Here is a 22339-nt window from a genome sequence, read left to right as displayed (position 1 = left end):
TTAAAAAAAAGTTATGATTTTAGAAATAGTATCACCAGAAGCAAAATTATTTTCAGGAGAAATAACATCAGTTACCTTACCTGGAGTTGACGGAAGCTTCCAAATATTGAATAATCACGCTCCTATAGTTTCTATTTTAGAAAAAGGAACTATTAAAATTGTAGCTTCAAGTTTCAGTTTTTCTAAAGAAGTAGCGGGTAAATTCACGAAAGTAAATGACCAGACTTATACATTAGAAATTGCGTCAGGTACTATCGAAATGAAAGACAATAAAGTAATTGTTTTAGCAGACTAAGATAATTTCGAAATAAAGTTTAAAGCCAAACAGCAATGTTTGGCTTTTTTTTTATTTTTGGAATATGGAAGAAAAAATACAATACGAAGTATCAATACATGAGAAAAAAAGAAGTTGGTACGAGTTACTACTAGCTTCTGTTTTCTATTCGGCTTTTATTTTCATGGTAATTCTAGTCATTTATTATGGTTGGATAGAAGAATCTTCAATGATTTTTATTAGAGCTTCGGTTACATTACTTTTATTAGGAACCTATTGTATTGTCTATGGTTTAAAATTTTCCGCTACTAAAAATGTACTCATTGACAAAGAAACAAATACCATAGTAACAAGATATGTTGTTGGGCCATTTTCTTATGATTTAAAATCGAAAGTAACAGAGTTTGAATATGTTTCTTTTTTTCAGGATAAGTGGGGCGAATATGGCACCAATCTTTGGTACGTTAAAAATAGACATTACAAAATGTACAGTTTTGAAAGCAAAGAAGCGGCCTATAAGTTTTCGTTAGATGTTTCGAATAGGTTAAATATAGATCTTCTCGACGCAACTGAAAAGGGAAACTTTAAATGGATAGAAAAGAAGATTTAAATTAAATCAAAAAGCCAAACAGCAATGTTTGGTTTTTTTGTTTTTCTATTTAAAAAAAAGTAAGATTTAAAGTATGTTGAAGTGATTAATTTGCTTACTTTGTGTAGGTTGATCAATGCAAAGGCTTCATTTGAAGTTGTTTTTTAAAAGCTAATTCAAATATCTTATAAAATCCAGTCCTATGAATTTACATAAAACATTGTTTTTAGGCTTAACTTTTTTAAGTATCAATACGTTCGCACAAGTTTACTCTGATAAAATTGTAGGGAAGAAAAACGAAGCCTTAAAAGACAGTCTGAAAACTGAAGAATATCCTTATTCCTTACCAATCTGGGGAAAGAAAGTGACCAAACTCGGTTATGACCTGCCTTATTCTGCCGGAGTTTCGGTCAATTATTTTTGGCAAAAATCAGATTTGACTATTAATAATCTAAATGTCGGGTTCAATAACGGAAACCAATTTAATTTAGACCAGGTAGTACGTTTTACAGATGCTTATTCTAATGTAAGTACTGTAAACATCCGCCCTGATATTTGGTTATTGCCATTCCTGAATGTGTATGGAATTTTTGCCCAGGGAAAATCATCAACAGCGATTAATGCCGGGATTTGGGTTCCGGACGGTCAAAACAATTGGACAGAGGTTTTTAACTTTGGTACAAAAGCCAATTTTGATGTTACTTCCGCCGGAATCGGAATTACTCCTACAATTGGTATTGGTGGCGGATGGCTGGCATTAGATATGAATATGGCCTGGACAGATGTAAGTGCGCTTGATAAACCTGCATTTACATTTATTTTTGGACCAAGATTTGGAAAATCCTTCAAATTTGTCAAGCCAGAACGTAATATTGCTGTTTGGGTTGGAGCTTTCAGAGTGCAGCTGAAAAGCGAAACGCAAGGCAATTTGCTTCTATCCGATTTATTTTCCCTCGATGGTTTGCAGACAAAAGTAGATAACGGAATTGCCAAAGTAGATGAAAAGCAAACCAGTGTAAACAATTGGTGGGATGGTTTGACACCTGTTCAAAAAGCAAATCCTGTAAATGCGGCCAAGTACGCAGCGGCCAATAAAGCACTGGATACGGCAGGTGGCTTTTTAGCTAACATAGATGGTGCTTTGAGTACTTCAGGAAATTCAACAGTACAATACTCTCTTGAAAAAGCACCAACCGACAAGTGGAATTTCATTATAGGATCGCAATTTCAATATAATAAACATATTATGTTTAGAGCCGAGTACGGATTTTTAGGATCTCGCGAACAGTTTCTTGCAGGTATCCAATATCGTTTCGGACTTTAGGTAAATTCTATATAGTTCAAATTATAATAAACCAGGCAGCAATGTTTGGTTTTTGTTTTTATAAGGAGCTATTTACTTCGTCAGTTCGCTTTCGCTCGTGTCCTGCTATCCGTTACAATATTTTGTGCCGAACCCCGGCACAAAATGATTTCCACTTCAAACGAAGTTCACTGAACTCCACTTAAAATAAAAGCGAAGTGAAGTAATCAGGGCTAAAAATCAGAAATACAAAGAACTTTAGTTTCAATTTTATAACTTTGTTACTATGAAACTACCCGAAAATCTCAATCAGAAATTAGAAATTCGCAAGCAAAATAATGCTTTACGACAACTGCCTATCGAAAATAATTTAATCGATTTTACTTCTAATGATTATATCGGGTTTTCAAAATCTGAAACGATTTTCAAACAAGCGCATCATTATCTATTCGAAAACGGAATCACGCAAAACGGCGCAACAGGTTCCAGATTAATTTCAGGAAATCATTATTTATATCAAATTACAGAGAATTTTATAGCCCGATTTCACGATGCAGAATCGGCTTTAATTTTCAATTCGGGTTACGATGCCAATGTTGGGTTTTTTAGCGCTGTACCGCAACGAAATGACGTTATATTGTATGATGAATTGAGTCACGCTTCTATTCGGGACGGAATTTCGATGTCAAATGCCAAATCGTACAAATTCATCCACAATGATTTTGAAGATCTGGAAAGATTAATTCTTAAATTCCAATCTCCTAAACCCCAAATTCCAAAAACTTCAGAAGCAGGTCAACGTCCAACTGCTGACTCCCAACTCCCAACTATTTACATCGTTACTGAAACCGTTTTCTCGATGGATGGCGATTGCCCCAATCTGGAAGAACTGGTTACGCTTTCAGAAAAATACGCGTGTTATCTTGTTATTGATGAAGCGCATACTTTGGGTGTTTTTGGAGAAAAAGGGGAAGGTTTTGCTCAATATTTAGATTTACATAATAGAATCTTTGCCAGAATCATGACTTTCGGAAAAGGATTGGGCTGTCATGGTGCAGCTGTTTTAGGAAGTGCAGATTTAAAAGAATATTTAGTAAACTTCGCCCGAAGTTTTATTTATACTACAGGATTATCTCCACATTCAGTGGCAACGATTTTAACGGCTTATCATCAATTAGAAATTGAAAAAGAAACTATCGAAAAGTTGCGGCAAAATATTGTTTATTTTAATCAGCAGAAAAACTTATTAGGACTTAAACCTATGTTTGTCCGAAGTAAATCAGCTATTCAGTCGGCCATAATTCCTGGCAATGAAAAAGTAAAACAAATCGCCATACAGCTTCAGGAAAAAGGTTTTGATGTAAAACCAATTCTCTCGCCAACCGTTCCGGAAGGTCAGGAACGACTTCGTTTTTGTATTCACAGTTATAATTCCGAAGAAGAAATTAATACGGTTTTAGAGCTATTGAGAGATTTTGTATTTTAGACAAAATTATTCCACAAAGATTCACAAAGTCAGCGCAGAGATTCACAAAGAGAATAAAAATACTTTGTGAATCTTTGTGTTTTTTCTTTGTGTAACTCCGTGTAATGCCTTATAAACATTGGTATTTAAAAAATAATTAAAATTTTCTGTAACGTTTTGATTGTTTGATTACTTACGAGTCGTAATCAAATAAATCAAAATAATTATGAAAACCATGACAACTTTAGAAAAAAAAACCATTTGTAGTTTAGTCCTTTTTTTAATGGGAGTAAAAGTAACGTATTTGTTGATAGACCATTTTATATTTGGTCTGCCTTATCCTTCACTTTTTATTATTATCTTTTGTTTGGCCGGAGCAACTTATGCTTCGCTAAAAAGAGAGCAATACAAAAAACTGCAGGAATAGTTTTTTCAATCATCAATCAATTTAATCAATCATAAATCAACTTAATCCATTAGAAAAATGAAAAATACAATCAAATTATTAGGAGCAGTACTTGCAATATTTTTTAGTGTAACAACTTACGCACAATCACAATCATCAAAACTTGAAAACTCTCTTTTGTGGGAAGTTTCAGGAAACGGATTATCAAAGCCATCGTACTTGTACGGAACGATTCACATGATTTGTTCAGCCGATTATTTTCTTTCGGAAAAAGCCAAAAAAGCATTTGATGCCACAAATAAGGTCGTTTTAGAAATCAATATATCCGATCCTAAAGAAATGACCGATTTGCAACAAATGGCAATGGGCAAAGAGCCTCTTAGCAAAACTTTAAGTCCGTCAGATTTAGCAAAACTAACAGGTATTCTTCAAAATGCAGGAGGTTTAACCGTTCAGCAAGTGGATAGTTTTAGTTTGTTTACCGTAATGAGTTTAATCACTATGAAAACATTTGGTTGTACTGACTTGAAATTTTACGAAATGGGTTTTATAGAAAAAGCCAAAGAACGCAGTCTTCCAGTAGCAGGATTAGAAACGGTAAAAGAACAAATGGGTGTTTTCGCTAAAGCCTATACAGATACTGAAATGATTGCTATGCTTGAAAAATCAGACCCTGCTGAAACTGCCAAAATGGTGGCCCTTTACAAAGAAGAAAATATAGAAGGTTTGTATGAAGTGACAACAGATGTAAATATTACAAGCGAAAAAACCAAAAAAGCAATTTTGGATGACAGAAATCTAAACTGGATTAAAACTATGCCAGGTATTATGCAAAACGAAAGTACTTTTTTTGCAGTTGGTGCAGCCCATTTAGGTGGAGAATTGGGAGTAATTAATTTATTGCGAAAAGCAGGATATCAAGTAAAACCAGTAACGAAATAACATCGTTTTGAAAGAAAAAGAACAGGAATTTTTATCCCGGATTGAAAAGCATAAAGGAATCTTGTATAAGGTTTCGAAGATGTATATGGACAATCATGACGATCAGCAGGATTTGTTTCAGGAGATTGTTTGTCAGCTTTGGAAATCGTATGATTCCTTCCGGAACGAAAGTCAGTTCTCGACCTGGATGTACCGGGTGGCCGTAAATACTGCGATCGTTTTCCTTAAAAAAGAAAAACGAAAGGTGGATAAATACGAAATCGCATCGGAAAACATTAAAGAGGAAGAAGGCGATTCGGCTATAAAGGAAAGTCAGTTAGAGCATTTTTATAAAGCGGTTCAGAAACTGGAAAAAATTGATAAAGCCATTATATTTTATCAACTAGAAGGTTTTTCACATAAAGAAATTGGCGACAACTTAGGAATTTCAGAAGGAAATGCAAGAGTAAAATTAAACAGGGCAAAAGAAAAATTAAAAGAAATTATAAAAAATCAGGGTTATGGATTTTAACGATATACAAAACGCATGGAATAATGAGAAAAACGAAAATGTCATTCTTCCAAATAATTTAGAAAAAATCCAATCGGTTCATACGCCTTTGGATATCATTAAGAAAAATTTGAAAAATGAGTTTATTTATCAAATTATTTCTATTGTTTTTATTGGACTTGTTCCTTTATTTTTTGATTTTCCGCCTAAGATGGATATCTTGTTTTATCTGTTATTCAGCTTGTTCGTAGCGGTTTGTTGTTATTATTTGGTAAAATTGTATTTCTTTTATCAGCGATTAAATAAAATAACATTAAAAACAAAAGACAGCCTGTATGAAACCTATTTTGATATTAGGCTGAACATGGAATTATACAAGACGTTTGGCTTTGCTTTAACACCTTTTTTAATTTTATATTTAATAGGATTCTTTTATTTTCAGCTTTCAAAAATTCCAGGTTTTATAGCTGAAGAATTTACTAATTTCCAATTACTAGCGTTGTTTTCAATCGTGGTTTCCAGTATGCTTTTTATGGGTATTGCTCTCGAATGGTGGGTGCGTAAGTTTTACGGAAAATATGCTGAAGAAATCAGGAAAGTTATAGACGAATTAAAAGAAGAATAAAACTCAACCCATCGTAATTGATGGGTTTCTTTTTTTTATTGGTATTTTTGCAGGGAATATTACACAGAGATTCACAGAGCAAACTCAGAGATTCACAAAGAAATAATTATTTTTTGTGAATCTTAGTGTTTTTTTCTTTGTGAATCTCTGTGAAACAAAATAAAAGATGAAAATATTTGTTACAGGAATTTCTACCGATGTAGGCAAAACTGTTGCTTCGACGATTATTGTTGAGGCTTTGGAAGCAGATTACTGGAAACCCATTCAGGCTGGAGATTTGGATAATTCGGATAGTCATAAAGTAAAAGCCCAAATCTCAAATTCCAAATCCCAATTTTATCCCAATTCTTATCAATTAAATACGCCGGCAAGTCCGCATTTGGCTGCTGAAATTGACGGAATTACAATTGATTTAAAAGCAATAAAAGAACCGGAAACTGATAATCATTTGGTTATTGAAGGAGCCGGGGGGATTTTTGTTCCGCTTAACGAAAAGGATTCTATTATCGATTTAATTCTGCCAGTTTACAAAATAATTGTAGTTTCTAGGCATTATTTAGGAAGCATCAATCATACTTTGTTGACGATTGAAGCCATTCAGAATCGGGGATTGAAAGTCGCTGGGATTATCTTTAGCGGAAGCGAAAACAAATCGACAGAAAGTTTGATTTTGAATAAAACCGGAATTAAATGTATCGGAAGAATTGACGAAGAGCCGTATTTTGATCAAAACGTAATTCGGGAATACGCCGATTTGTTTCGGGACAATCTTTTAGAATTGTAAAATGCATTTTGTAAAAAGTAAAATGCATTCATCTCACATCTCACAAAAACCATTTCACCAGACATGACTTTAACAGAAAAAGACAGCCAGTATCTTTGGCATCCTTATACACAACATAAAACCGCAGCAACGCCAATTGCCATTTCAAGAGGGGAAGGCGCTTTGCTTTGGGACGAAAACGACAAAGAATATATAGATGCGATCGCTTCGTGGTGGGTAAATCCGTTTGGGCACAGCAACAAATTTATTGCCGATGCGATTTACAAGCAATTGACAACTTTAGAACATGTTTTGTTCGGAGGTTTTACACACGAACCAGCCATTAAAGTTGCCGAAAAATTGATTGAAATTTTGCCAAAAAACCAGCAAAAAATATTCTTTTCAGACAATGGTTCAACAGCTGTAGAAGTAGCGATAAAAGTCGCTTTGCAATATTTTTTCAATAAAAACGAAAAAAGAACAACAATAATTGCTTTCGAAAATGCTTTTCACGGCGATACTTTTGCGGCTATGGCGGCAAGCGGAATCTCCTTTTACACCCAGGCTTTTCAGGGAATGTTTATCGATGTGGTTCGCATTCCGGTTCCGGTAAAAGGAAAAGAAGAAGAAAGTTTTGAAACTTTACAAAATGTTATTCAGAACCATCATTGCGCTGGATTTATTTTTGAACCTTTGGTACAGGGAGCTGCCGGAATGGTCATGTATGAGCCGGAAGCTTTGGCAAAACTGATCAGGATTTGTCAGGAAAATAATGTTTTGACAATTGCTGACGAAGTGATGACGGGTTTCGGTAAAACCGGAAAAACCTTTGCAATGGATTATGTTTCGGAACAACCAGATATGATTTGTTTGTCGAAAGCCTTAACTGGCGGAACAATTCCGATGGCGATTACGACTTTTACACAGGAAGTTTTTGATGCTTTTTATGATGATGACATCAATAAAGCGTTATTTCACGGACATACTTTTACGGCAAACCCAACCGGATGTGCGGCAGCTTTGGCGAGTATTAATTTGTTGCAAACTCAGGAAATGCAAGCTAATATTCAAAGAATAAATGCGAGTCATTTAACCTTTCAGAAGAAAATAGAAAACCATCCAAAAGTAATTACCGCCAGAACGCTGGGAGTAATTTTTGCAGTCGAAATCAAATCAGATTCCGAAGAAAGTTATTACGGTTCGATGCGAACGAAACTTTATAATTTCTTTATTGAAAAAGGAGTTGTTTTAAGACCAGTTGGCAACATTGTATATATTTTGCCTCCTTATATCATGACCGATGAGCAGCTTCAGAAAGTTTATAAAACGATCGAAGAAGCTATTGAAATGGTCTGATTTTTTTGAACCATATAAGTGATATAAGTTCATTAAAAAGAATTTATATCACAAAACTTAAATTTTCTTATATTACTTATATGGTTTAATTTAGCTAAACTTTTGCGACCTTTGCGTAAACCTTAGCGATCATTGCGGTTAAAAATACAACACGCATAAACACAATATTTTGAATACACAAAAAATCTCCATAACGGCTTTTTCATCAATTTCTCCTTTAGGGAATACTACCGATGAAGTCTGGCAAAAATACCTTAATAATCAGCATTGTTTTTCAAAGCAATTTTTAGATCAACAGGAAACTTCTGTTGCAGCTTTAAGTGCTGAATCAGAACAGATTGTTGCTGAGATTAGGGAATCCGATCCTAAATATAAATTTCTGGACGATTCGGTTTTGTTTGCTTTAGCGGCTTCGCGAAAAGCGGTTCAGGATGCCGGATGGAAAGAAAATGATGTTTTCGGTATCAACATTGGTTCTTCGAGAGGAGCAACGGATTTATTTGAAAAGCATTATAAAGAATACATAGATACTGGAAAAGCACAAACGTTAGCTTCTCCAACCACAACTTTAGGGAATATCTCGTCATGGATTGCACACGATTTGCAGAGTGTTGGTCCGGAAATTTCGCACTCTATAACCTGTTCTACAGCACTTCATGCGCTGTTAAACGGCGTTGCGTGGTTAAAATCCGGAATGGCCGATAAGTTTTTGGTAGGTGGCAGCGAAGCGCCTTTGACTGATTTTACGATTGCGCAAATGCGGGCTTTAAAAATATATTCGCGAATCAATCAAGCGGAAGAACCCTGGCCTAATTTAGCTTTTGACTTTGAGAAAACCCAAAACACCATGATTCTAGGCGAAGGCGCTTCGGTGTGTTGTCTGGAAGCAGGTGAAAAAGAAAATGCTATCGCTTATGTTACAGGTGTTGGGTATGCAACTGAAATTTTAGAACATAATATTTCGATTTCGGCTGAAGCGACTTGTTTTCAGAAATCGATGAAAATGGCTTTGAAAGACGAAAAATTAGAAGATATCGATGTCATCGTCATGCACGCTCCCGGAACGATAAAAGGCGATTTGACTGAACTGCGGGCTATCAAAAAAGTATTTGGAACTAATTTACCTCTTTTAACTACTAATAAATGGAAAATTGGCCACACTTTTGGCGCTTCCGGTTTGTTGAGTTTAGAATTAGCCCTTTTGATGATGCAGCATAATGTATTTGTCGATGTCCCTTTTGCGAAAGCGCAGAAACAAACTAAGGATATCAAAAAAGTATTAATAAACGCGGTAGGTTTTGGAGGAAATGCCGTGAGTGTTTTAATTGAAAAAGCATAAAAAAAGAGACGTACCACTCAATAGGTACGTCTCTCGTTTTTATCGTTTTGGAACTAAAATTACAAAAGAATCTTTTTTGTAATTTCTGAATTGTTTTCCGTTTGAATTTTTACAATAACAACCTGATTTCTAGTTCTTAAATCCCCAGTACTGAAAGTATTGTTATTGATTGCTGTTTTGGTGTAGATTGTTTTACCCAACAAGTCATAAACCTGAATAGATTGTATATAATCGTCAGTTGAAGTTACCTCAATCTGATTTTGTTTTTTATAAACCGAAATTCCTTTTTCGATTTCAGTTTCTGGCAATGGGCTATCTACTCCTAGTGTTTTTCCGGCAAAGGACAATTCGAAACGCTCATTAAAAGTTCCCTTATCAGTGGTAAAAGTATAACGTCCTTCTTTTAAGTTAGTGGTCGTATTGGTTACTTTGTCTTTCAAAAGTACTTTTACTGCGCTAAAGAAACCATCAAAACTTTCAATTCCTATCGTATATTCTGAAGCTTCACCAGAAATAAATCCTAACGGAATAATTTCGTTTTCAAGAGGTGTTGCAAGATCACGGCCCTGAATAACCATTTTTTTGTTATCTAATAAAGAATATAAGCTGGTTCCGGTGGCATAACTGGTTCCGTCATAGGCTTCGTCTAAATCGTTTGTAGCTCCGGTAATGTAGCCTAAAAGAATTTCGCTATAGATTCCGGTCTCATTTTTCATGTTCAGCCAAACCCTGTTTCTTTCCATCGCAACATCTTCTTTTTTAGTGTTGGACGGTTTTGAGAATTTGTTGTTATTGGCCGTTTTAAGTCTCAAAGCGTTTGTAAATTTTAGATCACCGGACGTTTTAGCTTCAACAATAAAGCCCTGACCTGAAGGAATAAATCCTTCTGATTTTTGTCCACCGCAGCTTTTGCAGGTAGCAGGGTCAACAGCACCTGTTCCTCCTGTAATGTTGTACGAAATGTAATTTGAATTACTGTATTTGTACCTGCCATTAGCATCTGGTATTGTGCTCAACGGAATAGCATGTGTCCAAAAGTAAAAAGTCCCTTTGATAAGATCTTTATTGGCCAAATAAAACGCACCAGCATCAATAGCAGACGGGTAAGGATTTCCTATCAGGTTTGATGTAGTTCCGCCCGTACCTGTTTTTTTTACCGGAACAGTCACCACTCCATTATTAGGAATCCCTATAAATTTAGCATTATAAATTTGAGGCTTATCTGTTGCATTCTCTTGCGGTCCTCTAACATTGTACCCTATTCCCGGATCCATTACTTTGGCTCCATTCATGTGTGTTTTCCAGCCTACTCCTGGTTCATAGTACTGGTATTTATCTGCTAAAGTCGTTGGCGATAACTTGTAAAGCGTAAATCCAGCCACAGGAGAAGACCAAAATGTAAAGTCGAATTTGCTTATTGGTGTTGTGGTCCTGTTGAATTCGAAGGAATCAGCTATACCAGCACCAGTATAAGTCCCGTTGTCATTTGTTTGCAAAAAAGCACCGTTGTTTTCTATAATTATTTTTCCACCTGTATTAACGATGGTATTTTCTTTAACTGTTAAAAGGATGTTTTCAGGAACCGTAATCGTTTTTCCTGCTGCTACAGTACAAGAGCAAACTTCAAGATTTGAAGTTAATCTTAAATCACTGTTTACTATGATAGAAGAACCACTTGGGGGAGCGATCGATCCATCATAATTAACAGGATTGTCTTTAAAACTAAGAGTTAAGCGGGCATCACCCTGATATTCTTTAAAAATAATTTCAACTTTTGAGGATTCATTTAAAGCAAAATAATTACCAATATTGGTCGCGCTTTCCGGTGTATTATCGTTTACGTTGTGTCCAGCTGTGTAAACCGGCGTATCATTTATTAAAACACGTACATTATCGTCGCAATTTGCAATTTCGATACTGTAGCGCCCGCATGGAAATCCAATTCTTCTATAAGAAAGGGTGTAATCATCTTTTGGGATGGGAGCTCCTTTGTATCCGGTATTGGTTACGTTTGAAGGAGAGGTCGCTTTATTCCAGTTATCTTCGGTCTTGATGTTAAGATTTTTTTCTACATAAGAACCGGCATAACTGTTTGTTGGAATAGGGAATAAATTGTTATCTACCAGTACAGAAGTAAAAGCATATACATTCCACTCATTGATTCCAAAAGGCAAACTAGTATCTCCTTTGATTAGTCCATAAGAAAAAGACACACGGGAATCTGAAATGTTTTCAAAATATTCTAATACCAAAAGGTGATTTCCTGCTGTAAGTTGTTTGTTAGTACCGCTTGAAATGTAATTATGGGTATTCCAGTTATTAATATCGGTTACCAATGTTCCATCAACATACAAACGATAACCGTCGTCAGCACCTACGGTTAGGTTGTAAATTCCGGCCTCGGTAATATTGAGCTGCATTTTGTAGCGTACAAAAAATTTATCATTTGGTGCCGTACCACAAATATTAGCCGTTTTACCTGTAACGTTTCCTGCGACTACGTTTCTGTCAAAAATAGCATCTTCGGTTACATACCCAACATAAGTTGTGGTGTTTGGGTCTGGTGTTGCAGCAATTGTTGGCGGTGGGTTCCCGGTCCATTTATAGACATATCCTCTCCATTCGTTGATACCATAGGAGGTCTGGTCGCCTTGTTCGCACAAAAAGATTTCGTCAGCACCTATGTCTGGTGTTGCGGTGTCTCTGTCTTCGTTGTCAATGTCTGTTGTGATGTTTGCAATTGGGTTTCCTTTAGCGTGAAAAGGGGTGTTGGTAGCATCTTTAACTAAGTGAAAATCACTGGTAAACTTAGGCTCAGTGTCAATCGATTTTGTTTCTTTTCCTGAAGGGCTCAACGCAGTTTGCCAATTAGTAAATGTGGCGTAATCGGTACCTACTAATTTACCTATTTTAGTGGCTGTGGTTTTTGCAAAATAAGCATTATAGTTTAGTAAAGTTATTACAGAATGATTAACTGAGGAGTAAATTAAATAAGGTTTTCCTGTTGTTTGTGTACTGTAAAAAATATTGTTTTTAATACTCAAATTACTAACAGAACTAATAAATAATCCTGCTGATAAATTAACCTGACTAGTATTTAATACTACGGTGTTGTAATAAAGATTTATTTTATTGCCTTTTGTAATATAGATATTATGTCCTGCATTTGTAGAGTCATCAGCATTTGAACTGCCTGTAAATATACCGCTAACAATATTGTTTGTAATATCTAAATTAGAGGCGCTTGTATTGTCAATATTGACTTCTATTCCTATTGCTGCTCCTGATGAAGAGGTTCTTTTTATATTTTTAATAGTATTCTGCGTTATTTTTGTACCAATACTTTTGTTGTAAAGATATATTCCTGAAGCAGCTACTTCATTTGAAATGGCGAAAGTAATACCTGAAATTTCGTTTTTAGTAATAGAAGCATTTTGTGCATTGGATATTCTCATGGCACTTACTACTACAACATCATTGGCTGCCGTTGCTGATCCAAATATGTTTTTATTAATGTTCAAATTCTGGTTTAAAGTATTGGTCATACCAAGTACAGAAATACCAACTTTCATTCGGGTAAAAACATTGTTCGAGATTTCTGTGTCAGAATTCGAAACTGTTTCTGCAGTTGCCATGTTTGTATTATTACTGATAACTATACCGGCTGAGGTAGATGAAGTTGCATCAACATTTGATCCTGTAAAAGCAATGTTTCTAATGATGTTGTTTGTTGCAGCATCGGTACCATTACTTGCAATCCAGAATATAGCCGAATGGATTTCGCCTAAATTATTATAGTTTGCTGTTGAAGTATTGGTAATAGTCATGTTGCGGGAAGAAGTATTATTATTACTTCCGTCAAAAATGACATAATCAGTCCCGTTAAGTTTGATTAAACTGGCAGTGTTAGAATTTCCAATATTTCCTGTAATAGCAATAGTTCTGCCGGTATCAGGTTTAATGGTTAAAGTTTTCGCGGCTGTGGTTCCCAGTGAGTTTACGACAAGAGTCGAACTAATGTTCTGATCGTCATAGAGTGAAAAAGTTACAGCTCCAGCAAGCCCCACATTTTTTATATGCGTTAAAGCACTTGCTAATGTTTTGAAATTGCTGTCTGTATTGGTCGATCTGATAACATAATTGCCAGACAAACCTTGGGCGGTTCCCAAAATTGGGAACGCCAACAATAATAGTAAAATTTTTTTCATAGTGGTGGTAGGCTATAAAAATGCAATACGGCGGTTTAAATTTTGCCAATGCAAATATACCTACACATACGTGTTATTGAGAGTCAGGGTTTTAGAAATAGTTAATTACTCGTTGAAATGCACGTATTTCCGATGAAATACATCATCAGTTTTAAGGATGTGTTTTATTTCTTATAATTAATTTTTATTAACATAAGAAAAAACATAAATTTTACTGACGAAAATACTTAATTATGAATTGTTTAGGTTCAAAAATGTATAAAAAACGTCAGGTTCGTGACGTTTTTTAATAATTTGATAAAATGCTATTTATTTAAATAACATTTAAATTGCTTATAATCTGAAGTCTAAAGCAGCTGCTTTTACTTTCAGTCATTTTAAACGCTAATACTTTGTGAACATTTAGGACTATCAATTATTAGAGAGCTAGAAATACAGCAAACTTTGTTTTAGAATTGATAATTATGCGATAGTTGTAAGGAGTTGTGAAGTTGTAAAGTATGAAATTATTCAGCTTTTTCCAGTTCCCTGATTTTATCATAAACCAGATTACTTTCGTAACCCCGACGCAAGAGGTAGTCGGAACATTTTTTTCTTTTCTTTAAAATGTTGGTTTCCTGAGTGTTATTCCAGCATTTAATGGCTAAATTATCAAAAGTAGTATAGTATTCTTCAGCTGAAATTTCTTTCAAAGCCAAAGAAATATTGGTTGAAGAGATGTGTCTGAATTTTAATTCGTTGGTAATTCTTACTTTTCCCCAATGTTTTATCCGATGTTTTCCTCTGGCAAAACTACAGGCAAAACGAGTTTCGTTCAAAAAATTATTTTCAATAAGCTGAACAACAATATTTTGAATTTCATCTTCCGTCATTTTCAAGCTGTATAATTTCGAAATTACTTCGTCATGACAACGCTCCTGATACGCACAAAAGCGTTCGAGTTTTTGTAAGGCTTGTTTAGGAGTCGTGATTTCATTCATGTGTTTTTTCTGTCTTTTTATTCTTAAAAATCATAATTTATTGATTATAAACCAATGAAAACGCCTGTAGTTACGTAATGTTTAAAAAAATCGTAACCTAAAGTATTGTATATGTGAGGAATTATAATAATTTTGTTCGCAAAATTAAGGAGTTTTTTTCATTTTAAAAGAATAAAGATTGCCCCCAAATTTATCAGAATGCCTGCATACAAAAAACATGACTTTTTGTAAGCTCGCATAATTAAAACTTTATACCACCACCAATATGGCTAAAAAACTACTCATCGTTTTTTTTGTGTTCTTTCTTTGTTATAATAATTCATTCTCACAAGCTACTACAACTACACAGGTACTTACTACTGGTACAAGTTTCACTATTCCCTGCGGTGTAACCTCGGTTACTGTTGAAGCATGGGGAGGCGGTGGTGCCGGTGGGGGTTCTCAAAATGATAATAGGGCCGGCGGCGGCGGCGGCGGCGGCGGGTATGTTATGAAAACTTTTGCAGTTATTGCAGGAGAAACTATAACTTATGCAATTGGTACCGGAGGAACAGGAGGTACTGGAAATGGTGGTGTTGGAGGAAATACTACAGTAACACATACTTCTTCATCTACTAGTTTAACGGCTAATGGAGGTCTAGGTGGAATAATGGCGAATGCTAGACCAAATGCCGGTGGTGCCGGTGGATCTTCTTCTGGAGGATCTGTAATGAAATCTGGAATTACTGGAAGCAGTAGTCCTACCAATGGAAGTGTTGGTGGTAACGGAGGAGCTGGAGCTAATGGTGGTGGAACTGGAGGTGACGGACAAACTGATAGTAATGGAAGTGTTGGAAATAGTCCAGGCGGTGGTGGTGGTGGTGCCGAACGTAGTGGGTCCAATAGATCTGGAGGTGCAGGAGGTGCAGGACAAATAAGAATCACCTATTTCACTCCGACAACAACTACACTAACTACAACAAATGCAACAGTTTGTCAGGGTGGTACAGCTAATTTACAAGCTTTAAATCCGAATACTACGATTACTACTTTTACAGGAAGCTGGACAGCTGCTACCGATCTTATAGCTGTAAGACAGCCTTCAGAAACTACTGCTGCTAATATAACTACATGTGGATTTACGGGAAACATCCGTAATTACAGTGTTGTTTATTTTACAGTAAATGTTACAGGGAGTTATACTTTCAAAATGACGGAGAATGGTGATTATGACGGTATGGCCTATATTACTACAGCTGATTTTGAACCTGGAAATTGTTCAGGTGGCGGTTCTTATGTAATGGGTGATGATGATGAGAATAATTCTGGTACCAACGAGCCAAGAATAACTACAAATTTAACTGCTGGAACAGTTTATAAATTAATATCGACTACTTTTGGTAATACAGGAACCTTCACAGGAACTTACATCTGGACAGTAACTCCGCCTACAGGTGGAGGAGTAAACTTACCCGCTGCTACAGTAAGATGGTACACAGCCTCTTCAGGAGGAACATCAATAGGAACAGGAGCTTCGTTTAATCCTGTTGGGGTTCCAGGTTCTGGTTTAGCCAATTCGAATACACCTGGAACTACTACTTTTTATGCTGCCTATGGCGATGCTTGTGGTACAAGAATGCCGGCGACTTATACCGTTACGGCTGTTACACCAAATGGCGAGGTAGGTACAGTGAATACTTTTTGTATGAATTCGGATCCTCCGGTTATCATAACCGCTCCGGTTAACTCGGGACAATATGTTTCGGTAAATGTGGTAAGTGGTTTTACGTATAGTTTTGCTGTTGGAGATGTTTTTCCAGGAGCAAGCGAAACACTTACAATCTTAAATAATAGCAATGCTAACTTTTCACCAGTAGCTTCAGTAACCGGTCCTACTGGAACTGCTATCAACACTTGGGTTGCACCTAGTTCAGGAGTTATTAGATTAGTTTTAACTTCCAGTACCTGTGCAAATGGTACTACGGGTGGAGCTTTAACCTTAACCCAAAACCTATTAGGAAATAATTTTGATTCACAAACCGCTTCCGGTACCAATAACTGGAGAGGTCATATATACAATGCTGGTGGAATAGAACCAGAACCCTTTACTAGTGCCAACTATATGGGGTATTATTTAGAACCCGCTGAAACAATCAATCAGGGTTTTGGAGGTGATACGGCTTGTTTTGCTGTTTTATCTAATGGCGTTCAGCGTGCCTCTGTTTATACCGAAGGTTATGCTGTTCGTTATCGTATGAATACGACTAAAACAGGTTGCTACCTAGCAACCATTACAGGTGATGATGGAGTACGTTTGTTTTTAAATCCTACAGGACCAACTCCAACCCCAATTTTGAGTAGATGGCAAGAACAAGGATCGACAACTTATAGCAATATTTTAGTTAACTTAGATGGAAATGATGATCTCGTTTTTGATTACTACGAAAACGGAACCAACAACGTAGTTGGGTTTAGTATGATTGCGTTTGATGCGGCAACCAATACGATTACACCAGCGACATCTACAGTATGTAGCGGAACAGCTGTAAATTTAAACGGTTCAAGTTATTTAATTAATGGCGTAACGAATCCTTTTTTAACTTTTCAATGGCAAGCATCTCCAACAGGTACAGGATCATGGACTAATGTAGCTACAACAGAAGATTATGAACCTTCGCCAACTACAACAACTTATTATAGAAGACAAGTAATACCTAATGCCTCTAGTGGATGTGGTACACTAACTAGTGGTAATGTAGTGATTAATGTAGCAACACCAACGCTAAATACCGTTGCACAAGCAGCAACTGTATGTCAGGGTGCTGCTGCAACGATTAACCTAACGGGCTTATTGCCAAGTAGTACTTCAACCATTGCCTATTCGATCAATGGTACTGCACAAACAGCGGTTGCAAATGTTGTTGCCAATGCCAGTGGTAATGCTAGTTTTAGTACGGTTGCCTTAACCGCTACAAATAATGGTCAGACTTTGAGTGTTACAGGCGTAACGACAACCAGTTCAACACCTAATTGCTCGACAGCATTTACAACTAAAACTTTAACACTAAGTGTTACCCCAACAGTTGGTACGCCAACAGCTATTACAATTTCGGCTGGAACACAGCCTACATGTCAATTAACAAATGGTACTACGACTACTACTTATGCAACTACTGCAACGAATAGTACTGGTTTCAACTGGAGTTTAAGTAATGGCTCAGCAGGATCAATAAATGCTACAACAGGAGTTGTTTCCTGGGCCAATGGTTTTTCAGGTTCAGTAAATATTCAGGTTCAGGCAAGTGGTTGTAACGGAGCTTCTGCTATGGTTACCAGAACCGTAAACATAAGCCCGGCAAGCGTTGCCGGAACAGTATCTGCTGACCAGTCACTTTGTACTGCTACAACTCCAGCTCCTATTACTTTAACAGGAAATACAGGAACCATTCAATGGGAGGTATCTTCAGATAATATTACTTTTAATCCTATAGCGGGTGCAACAGCAAGTCCTTTGACAGCTGCCCAAATGGGAACTTTAACGTCAACACGTTATTACCGCGCGGTAGTAACAAGTGGTACTTGTACTGCTGCAACATCAGCAGTAGTAAGAGTAGCGACAGGTCCCGTAACAGCATCAGCAGAAACAGCTGTAACCTGTACTGGTTTTACAGCTAATTGGACATTAGTGCCAGGGGCTAGTGGTTATTTATTAGATGTTGCTACAGATAATTTCACTACTTTTATACACAACGGTTTAGCCGCAGGAAATAATGCTTCCCATGCAGTAACTGGTTTAACAGCTAATACATCATACCGATATAGAGTTTGGCCTATGTATGCTTGTGGAACCTATGGTACACCTTCTAATGTAGAATTTGTAACAACCTCTACTTTAACAACTGTACCCGCTATTGGCGGAGGAGCTTCAGCAGTATGTGTGGGTTTAACAACACCTGCTTTTACCAATGCAACAGCTGGTGGAACCTGGTCTATAACAAACGGAACAGGACAAGCAACTATTAGTACAGGAGGTGTCGTAACAGGTGTTACAGCTGGAACCGTAACGGTTAGATACAGCATTACAAGTTCTGGAGGCTGTTCGAATACAGCAACAAGAGCTTTAACGGTAAACGCATTACCGGTCATTACAACCCAACCTGTTGCTTTAGCAGTATGTCAGGGAGCAAGTGGTAGTTTTAGTGTTGTAACATCAGCATCTAGTCCTACTTATCAATGGCAATACTTAGCTCCATCTGGATCAAGCTATGCTAATATACCTAATACTCCACCATTAGTAACCGGAACTACTTCGGCTACGATATCTTTTACCAATACGGATATTGCCTATAACGGTTATTATGTACGTTGTATCGTTACAAGCAATGGATGTCAGACAATCTCTAATGGAGTACTCTTAACAGTTAACACATTACCAACTCCTACTTTTACAGCCCAGCCAGGAGTTCAGGCTTGTATCAATACAAATGTTACCTATACCACACAAACAGGTAGTGGTATCAACAACTATGTTTGGGGATTCACCGGTACTGCTGGTACCGATTACCAAATTATGTCAGGAGGAGGATTAAATGATAACACTGTTACTGTACGTTACCTAACATTAGGAAACAAAACAGCAACCGTAAATTATAGAAATTCAAATAACTGTTATGCAGCTGCAGCCGCTACCTCTACGGCTACTAATATTACCCCTACATCAGCAGGAGGTACAGTTTCAGGGTCACATATTTTGTGTTCAGGAAATGCTCCTTTAAGTAGTCTTATTTCAGGGGGAGGACGTATCGGAAATGTGGTAAGATGGGAAAGATCGACTAACACTAGTTTCTCTCCTCTAACTACAATAGCTAATAATACCGACACATTAACATCGGCAGAAATAGGAGCACTAACAGTTACTACTTATTTTAGAGCAATTGCGGTAAGCGGTTCGTGTTCAGAAGCTGCTTCTACGTATGCTACTATTACAGTACCAGTTGCACCAGCCGTACCTACAGCGCAGGCGGTTAGCAATGTTACCTGTTCGCAGGTTCAGGCAAACTGGACAGCTGCGACCAATGCAGCATCCTATGTTCTGGAAGTAGCTTCAGATAATGCTTTTGCAACATTAGTGTATAATCAAAATGTGGGGAACAACCTATCTCAAACCGTTACAGGTCTTGCGGCAGGAACCTATTACTATCGTGTATATGCAGAAAATACCTGCTCAAACAGAGGAGGAAATTCAGGTACTATCACTTTCAATACTACAGCAACACTGGCGCCATTGGCAACGGCTGCTACACCTAACTGTACAGGGTTTGTTGCTTTTTGGAATTCGGTTTCGGGAGCAACAGATTATAGATTAGATGTTTCGACAAGCAATACTTTCAGCAGTTTTGTAACCAATGGTAACGGAACGGTCTTAAACGGGGCTACTGTGTCGGGTCTTACCTATGCAGTAACCGGCTTAGTACCTGGAACAACTTATTATTATAGAGTAAGAGCTAATAATGTAACTTGTGGCGATAGTGCCAATTCGAATACGATAACCATAACAGCAGGTTCACCTACTACGGCTACCTGGGATGGTTTAGCATGGTCACCAGCACCACCTACATTTGCAGACAACATACTTTTTACAGGTGATTACATTTCTACAGTAGATCTTAACGGATGTTCTTGTATTGTAAATAATGATGCTGATATCGTAATTTCGTCTGACAATACCCTAACACTGACGCATACGGTAAATGTGGCTACAGGATCTACCATGACTTTCGAGAATAATGCAAGTCTATTGCAAAATACAGATGCACAAAACACCGGGTTAATTAAATACAAGCGTATTACCACCCCAATATATAAGTTCGACTTTACGTTCTGGTCTAGTCCGGTACAAGGATTTACACTGGAAAAACTTTCACCATCTACGTTAAGTGATAAATACCAGGGATATGATGGTGCAAATTCTAAATGGACTACGCTAAGTAGAACTTTAACTATGAGCCCGGGAACAGCTTATAATATTCGTGGACCTCAAGGTCATGCTACTCCGGCTCCTTATCTGGCTACTTTTGAAGGAACACCTAATAACGGACCTTATGAGTTAACAGGTCTTGTGGCAGGCAAATTTTATCTTGCCGGTAACCCGTATCCATCTCCTATAAACGTGTTGGACTTTTTAGACCTAAACGAAGATATTATCGAAGGAACTATTTATTTCTGGACTCATGCTACCCCTATAGCGCCTAACGGAAGTGTATATTCGTATGGTTCTGATGATTACGCTTCCCGTAATTATTTAGGAGGTACAGCGGCTCAGCCAGACGGAAGAATACCTTCTGATTATATTAGTGCTGCTCAGGGATTCTTTATGAAAACCATCACTACTGATCCGGTTCGATTTACTAACGACATGAGGGTTTCGACTGCCGAAGGAGAGAATGCACAATTCTTTAAACCGGGTAAAACAGCTAAGACTGCAGCTACCAGCAAAAGAAGCCGTGTATGGTTAAGCATCAGTAATGGTTTAGGGGCTTACAAACAAACTTTATTAGGGTATGCCGAAGGAGCTTCTAATAGTTTTGATAGTAAATACGACGGTGTTTCTTTTAGTGCCAATAAAAACCTTAATTTATATACCCTAAACGAAGATAAGAAGTTTGCTATTCAGGGTAGAGCTTATCCAGTTCAGGAAACAGATGTTGTACCTCTGGGATATGTGGCGAATCTGGAAGGCGAGTTTAGTATCGCTATTGATAAAACAGACGGTACACTGGCTTCGCAGGCTATTTATTTAGAAGATAAACTTACAGGTACTATCTATGATTTAAAAGCGTCTAAATATACTTTTACAACGGCAAAAGGAACTTTTAATGACCGATTTGTTCTACGTTATACGAAGAAAACTTTAGGAAACGATGACTTTGAAAATGTTGAGGGCGGCTTAGTAGTTACGGTGAAGGATAAAGTAATCAAAGTAACCAGTGCTTCAGAAAGTATTCAGTCCGTTACGATCTTTGATCTTACAGGTAAATTACTTTTCAATAAACAAAAAATCGAAGCTACAGAGTTTGCTATCCCTAATTTACATTCAAGCGAACAAACCCTGTTAGTTAAAGTAGGTCTGGAAAACGGAACAACTGCAACCAGAAAGATTATTTTTAATTAAAAACAAAATGGAGTACCACAGGGTAAAGGATTAAAAGATTTTGCCCAGTCTGTGTGCGATTTGTGTTTGTAAAACAACACAGTCATCCATCCTAATACCAATCCACTTGTGAGAGCAAGTGGATTTTTTTTGGGTTAAAAGAGAGGTTTTGTGTTTTAAAAATACGCCACAAAGTTACTAATACCTTGTAGCCTGACCTGGATTTGTATTGAATAGCCTCCAACTTTAGTTGGAAGGTTATAATTTATGCGATAGTAAGGCTTTAGCCCAATAAGTAGTTTGCTTTTTCTTCGGCTAAAGCCAATTCTCTTTCCATCTTGTTCATCTCCAACTAAAGTTGGAGGCTATTCAAATATATTTGATTCTATCTTTTTGTTGTTGAGGTACTATTTAAGTTCAGCCTTGTAGGTGTTATACTCAGCTTTACCAATAGTGGCACTTTTACGGCA

The 22339-nt window shown here is 36.9% G+C and carries 14 protein-coding genes and 1 pseudogene; 13 read left to right on the top strand and 2 right to left on the bottom strand.

What is annotated here, in order from left to right:
- Positions 1-13: 13 nt before the first annotated feature.
- The 11 genes from GON26_RS04615 to GON26_RS04565 all read left to right on the top strand — a co-directional run bounded on the left by GON26_RS04615 (position 14) and on the right by GON26_RS04565 (position 9552).
- A complete protein-coding gene (locus GON26_RS04615; RefSeq protein WP_160373555.1) occupies positions 14-295 on the top strand; it encodes a F0F1 ATP synthase subunit epsilon in 282 nt (93 codons plus the stop codon).
- A gap of 64 nt (positions 296-359) precedes the next feature.
- The gene (locus GON26_RS04610; protein ID WP_160373554.1) at positions 360-884 is read left to right on the top strand and encodes a hypothetical protein; all 525 of its coding nucleotides are present in this window, start codon (positions 360-362) and stop codon (positions 882-884) included.
- A 181-nt stretch (positions 885-1065) separates the two neighbouring features.
- A complete protein-coding gene (locus GON26_RS04605; protein ID WP_160373553.1) occupies positions 1066-2187 on the top strand; it encodes a hypothetical protein in 1122 nt (373 codons plus the stop codon).
- A gap of 265 nt (positions 2188-2452) precedes the next feature.
- The gene (locus tag GON26_RS04600) at positions 2453-3652 is read left to right on the top strand and encodes an aminotransferase class I/II-fold pyridoxal phosphate-dependent enzyme (protein ID WP_160373552.1); all 1200 of its coding nucleotides are present in this window, start codon (positions 2453-2455) and stop codon (positions 3650-3652) included.
- A 205-nt stretch (positions 3653-3857) separates the two neighbouring features.
- Complete coding sequence (locus GON26_RS04595) at positions 3858-4058, top strand: hypothetical protein (protein WP_160373551.1); 201 nt, start codon at positions 3858-3860, stop codon at positions 4056-4058.
- Positions 4059-4115: 57 nt separating this feature from the next.
- On the top strand, positions 4116-4979 hold the full coding sequence (locus GON26_RS04590) for a TraB/GumN family protein (RefSeq protein WP_160373550.1): 864 nt from the start codon (positions 4116-4118) through the stop codon (positions 4977-4979).
- Between the two features lie 7 nt (positions 4980-4986).
- Positions 4987-5490: an RNA polymerase sigma factor gene (locus GON26_RS04585; protein ID WP_160373549.1), complete on the top strand. Its 504-nt coding sequence runs from the start codon at positions 4987-4989 to the stop codon at positions 5488-5490.
- On the top strand, positions 5480-6094 hold the full coding sequence (locus tag GON26_RS04580) for a hypothetical protein (protein ID WP_160373548.1): 615 nt from the start codon (positions 5480-5482) through the stop codon (positions 6092-6094). Before GON26_RS04585 ends, GON26_RS04580 begins: the two co-directional genes overlap by 11 nt.
- Positions 6095-6260: 166 nt before the next feature.
- The gene (bioD, locus tag GON26_RS04575; protein WP_160373547.1) at positions 6261-6878 is read left to right on the top strand and encodes a dethiobiotin synthase; all 618 of its coding nucleotides are present in this window, start codon (positions 6261-6263) and stop codon (positions 6876-6878) included.
- Between the two features lie 63 nt (positions 6879-6941).
- Positions 6942-8213 carry an adenosylmethionine--8-amino-7-oxononanoate transaminase gene (gene bioA, locus GON26_RS04570; protein WP_160373546.1) on the top strand — a complete coding sequence of 424 codons (1272 nt, stop codon included), beginning with the start codon at positions 6942-6944 and terminating at the stop codon, positions 8211-8213.
- Between the two features lie 169 nt (positions 8214-8382).
- Positions 8383-9552, top strand: coding sequence for a beta-ketoacyl synthase N-terminal-like domain-containing protein (locus GON26_RS04565; RefSeq protein ID WP_160373545.1), 1170 nt, complete (start codon positions 8383-8385; stop codon positions 9550-9552).
- Positions 9553-9611: 59 nt separating this feature from the next.
- Here the strand turns inward: GON26_RS04565 and GON26_RS04560 are convergent, their stop codons facing one another.
- Positions 9612-13760, bottom strand: a complete 4149-nt coding sequence (locus GON26_RS04560) for a T9SS sorting signal type C domain-containing protein (RefSeq protein ID WP_160373544.1) — start codon at positions 13758-13760, stop codon at positions 9612-9614.
- Positions 13761-14266: 506 nt separating this feature from the next.
- A complete protein-coding gene (locus GON26_RS04555) occupies positions 14267-14740 on the bottom strand; it encodes a regulatory protein RecX (protein WP_160373543.1) in 474 nt (157 codons plus the stop codon).
- Between the two features lie 265 nt (positions 14741-15005).
- On the opposite strand from GON26_RS04555, the pseudogene GON26_RS21865 reads away from it, so the two are divergent.
- A pseudogene (locus tag GON26_RS21865) lies at positions 15006-15656 on the top strand (glycine-rich domain-containing protein); the annotation flags it as partial.
- Between the two features lie 4833 nt (positions 15657-20489).
- Complete coding sequence (locus tag GON26_RS21860; RefSeq protein ID WP_394350394.1) at positions 20490-21890, top strand: T9SS sorting signal type C domain-containing protein; 1401 nt, start codon at positions 20490-20492, stop codon at positions 21888-21890.
- Positions 21891-22339 lie beyond the last annotated feature (449 nt).

This window comes from Flavobacterium hydrocarbonoxydans, from assembly GCF_009789235.1.
GTDB lineage: Bacteria > Bacteroidota > Bacteroidia > Flavobacteriales > Flavobacteriaceae > Flavobacterium > Flavobacterium hydrocarbonoxydans.
The sequence above is the reverse complement of the archived record's forward strand: the minus strand, read 5'-3'. Positions and strand labels throughout refer to the sequence as shown.

Coding starts and splice junctions, on each gene's coding strand:
- GON26_RS04615 (WP_160373555.1), top strand. CDS start 14: ATGATTTTAGAAATAGTATCACCAGAAGCAAAATTATTTTCAGGAGAA.
- GON26_RS04610 (WP_160373554.1), top strand. CDS start 360: ATGGAAGAAAAAATACAATACGAAGTATCAATACATGAGAAAAAAAGA.
- GON26_RS04605 (WP_160373553.1), top strand. CDS start 1,066: ATGAATTTACATAAAACATTGTTTTTAGGCTTAACTTTTTTAAGTATC.
- GON26_RS04600 (WP_160373552.1), top strand. CDS start 2,453: ATGAAACTACCCGAAAATCTCAATCAGAAATTAGAAATTCGCAAGCAA.
- GON26_RS04595 (WP_160373551.1), top strand. CDS start 3,858: ATGAAAACCATGACAACTTTAGAAAAAAAAACCATTTGTAGTTTAGTC.
- GON26_RS04590 (WP_160373550.1), top strand. CDS start 4,116: ATGAAAAATACAATCAAATTATTAGGAGCAGTACTTGCAATATTTTTT.
- GON26_RS04580 (WP_160373548.1), top strand. CDS start 5,480: ATGGATTTTAACGATATACAAAACGCATGGAATAATGAGAAAAACGAA.
- bioD (WP_160373547.1), top strand. CDS start 6,261: ATGAAAATATTTGTTACAGGAATTTCTACCGATGTAGGCAAAACTGTT.
- bioA (WP_160373546.1), top strand. CDS start 6,942: ATGACTTTAACAGAAAAAGACAGCCAGTATCTTTGGCATCCTTATACA.
- GON26_RS04560 (WP_160373544.1), bottom strand. CDS start 13,760: ATGAAAAAAATTTTACTATTATTGTTGGCGTTCCCAATTTTGGGAACC.
- GON26_RS04555 (WP_160373543.1), bottom strand. CDS start 14,740: ATGAATGAAATCACGACTCCTAAACAAGCCTTACAAAAACTCGAACGC.
- GON26_RS21860 (WP_394350394.1), top strand. CDS start 20,490: ATGACTTTCGAGAATAATGCAAGTCTATTGCAAAATACAGATGCACAA.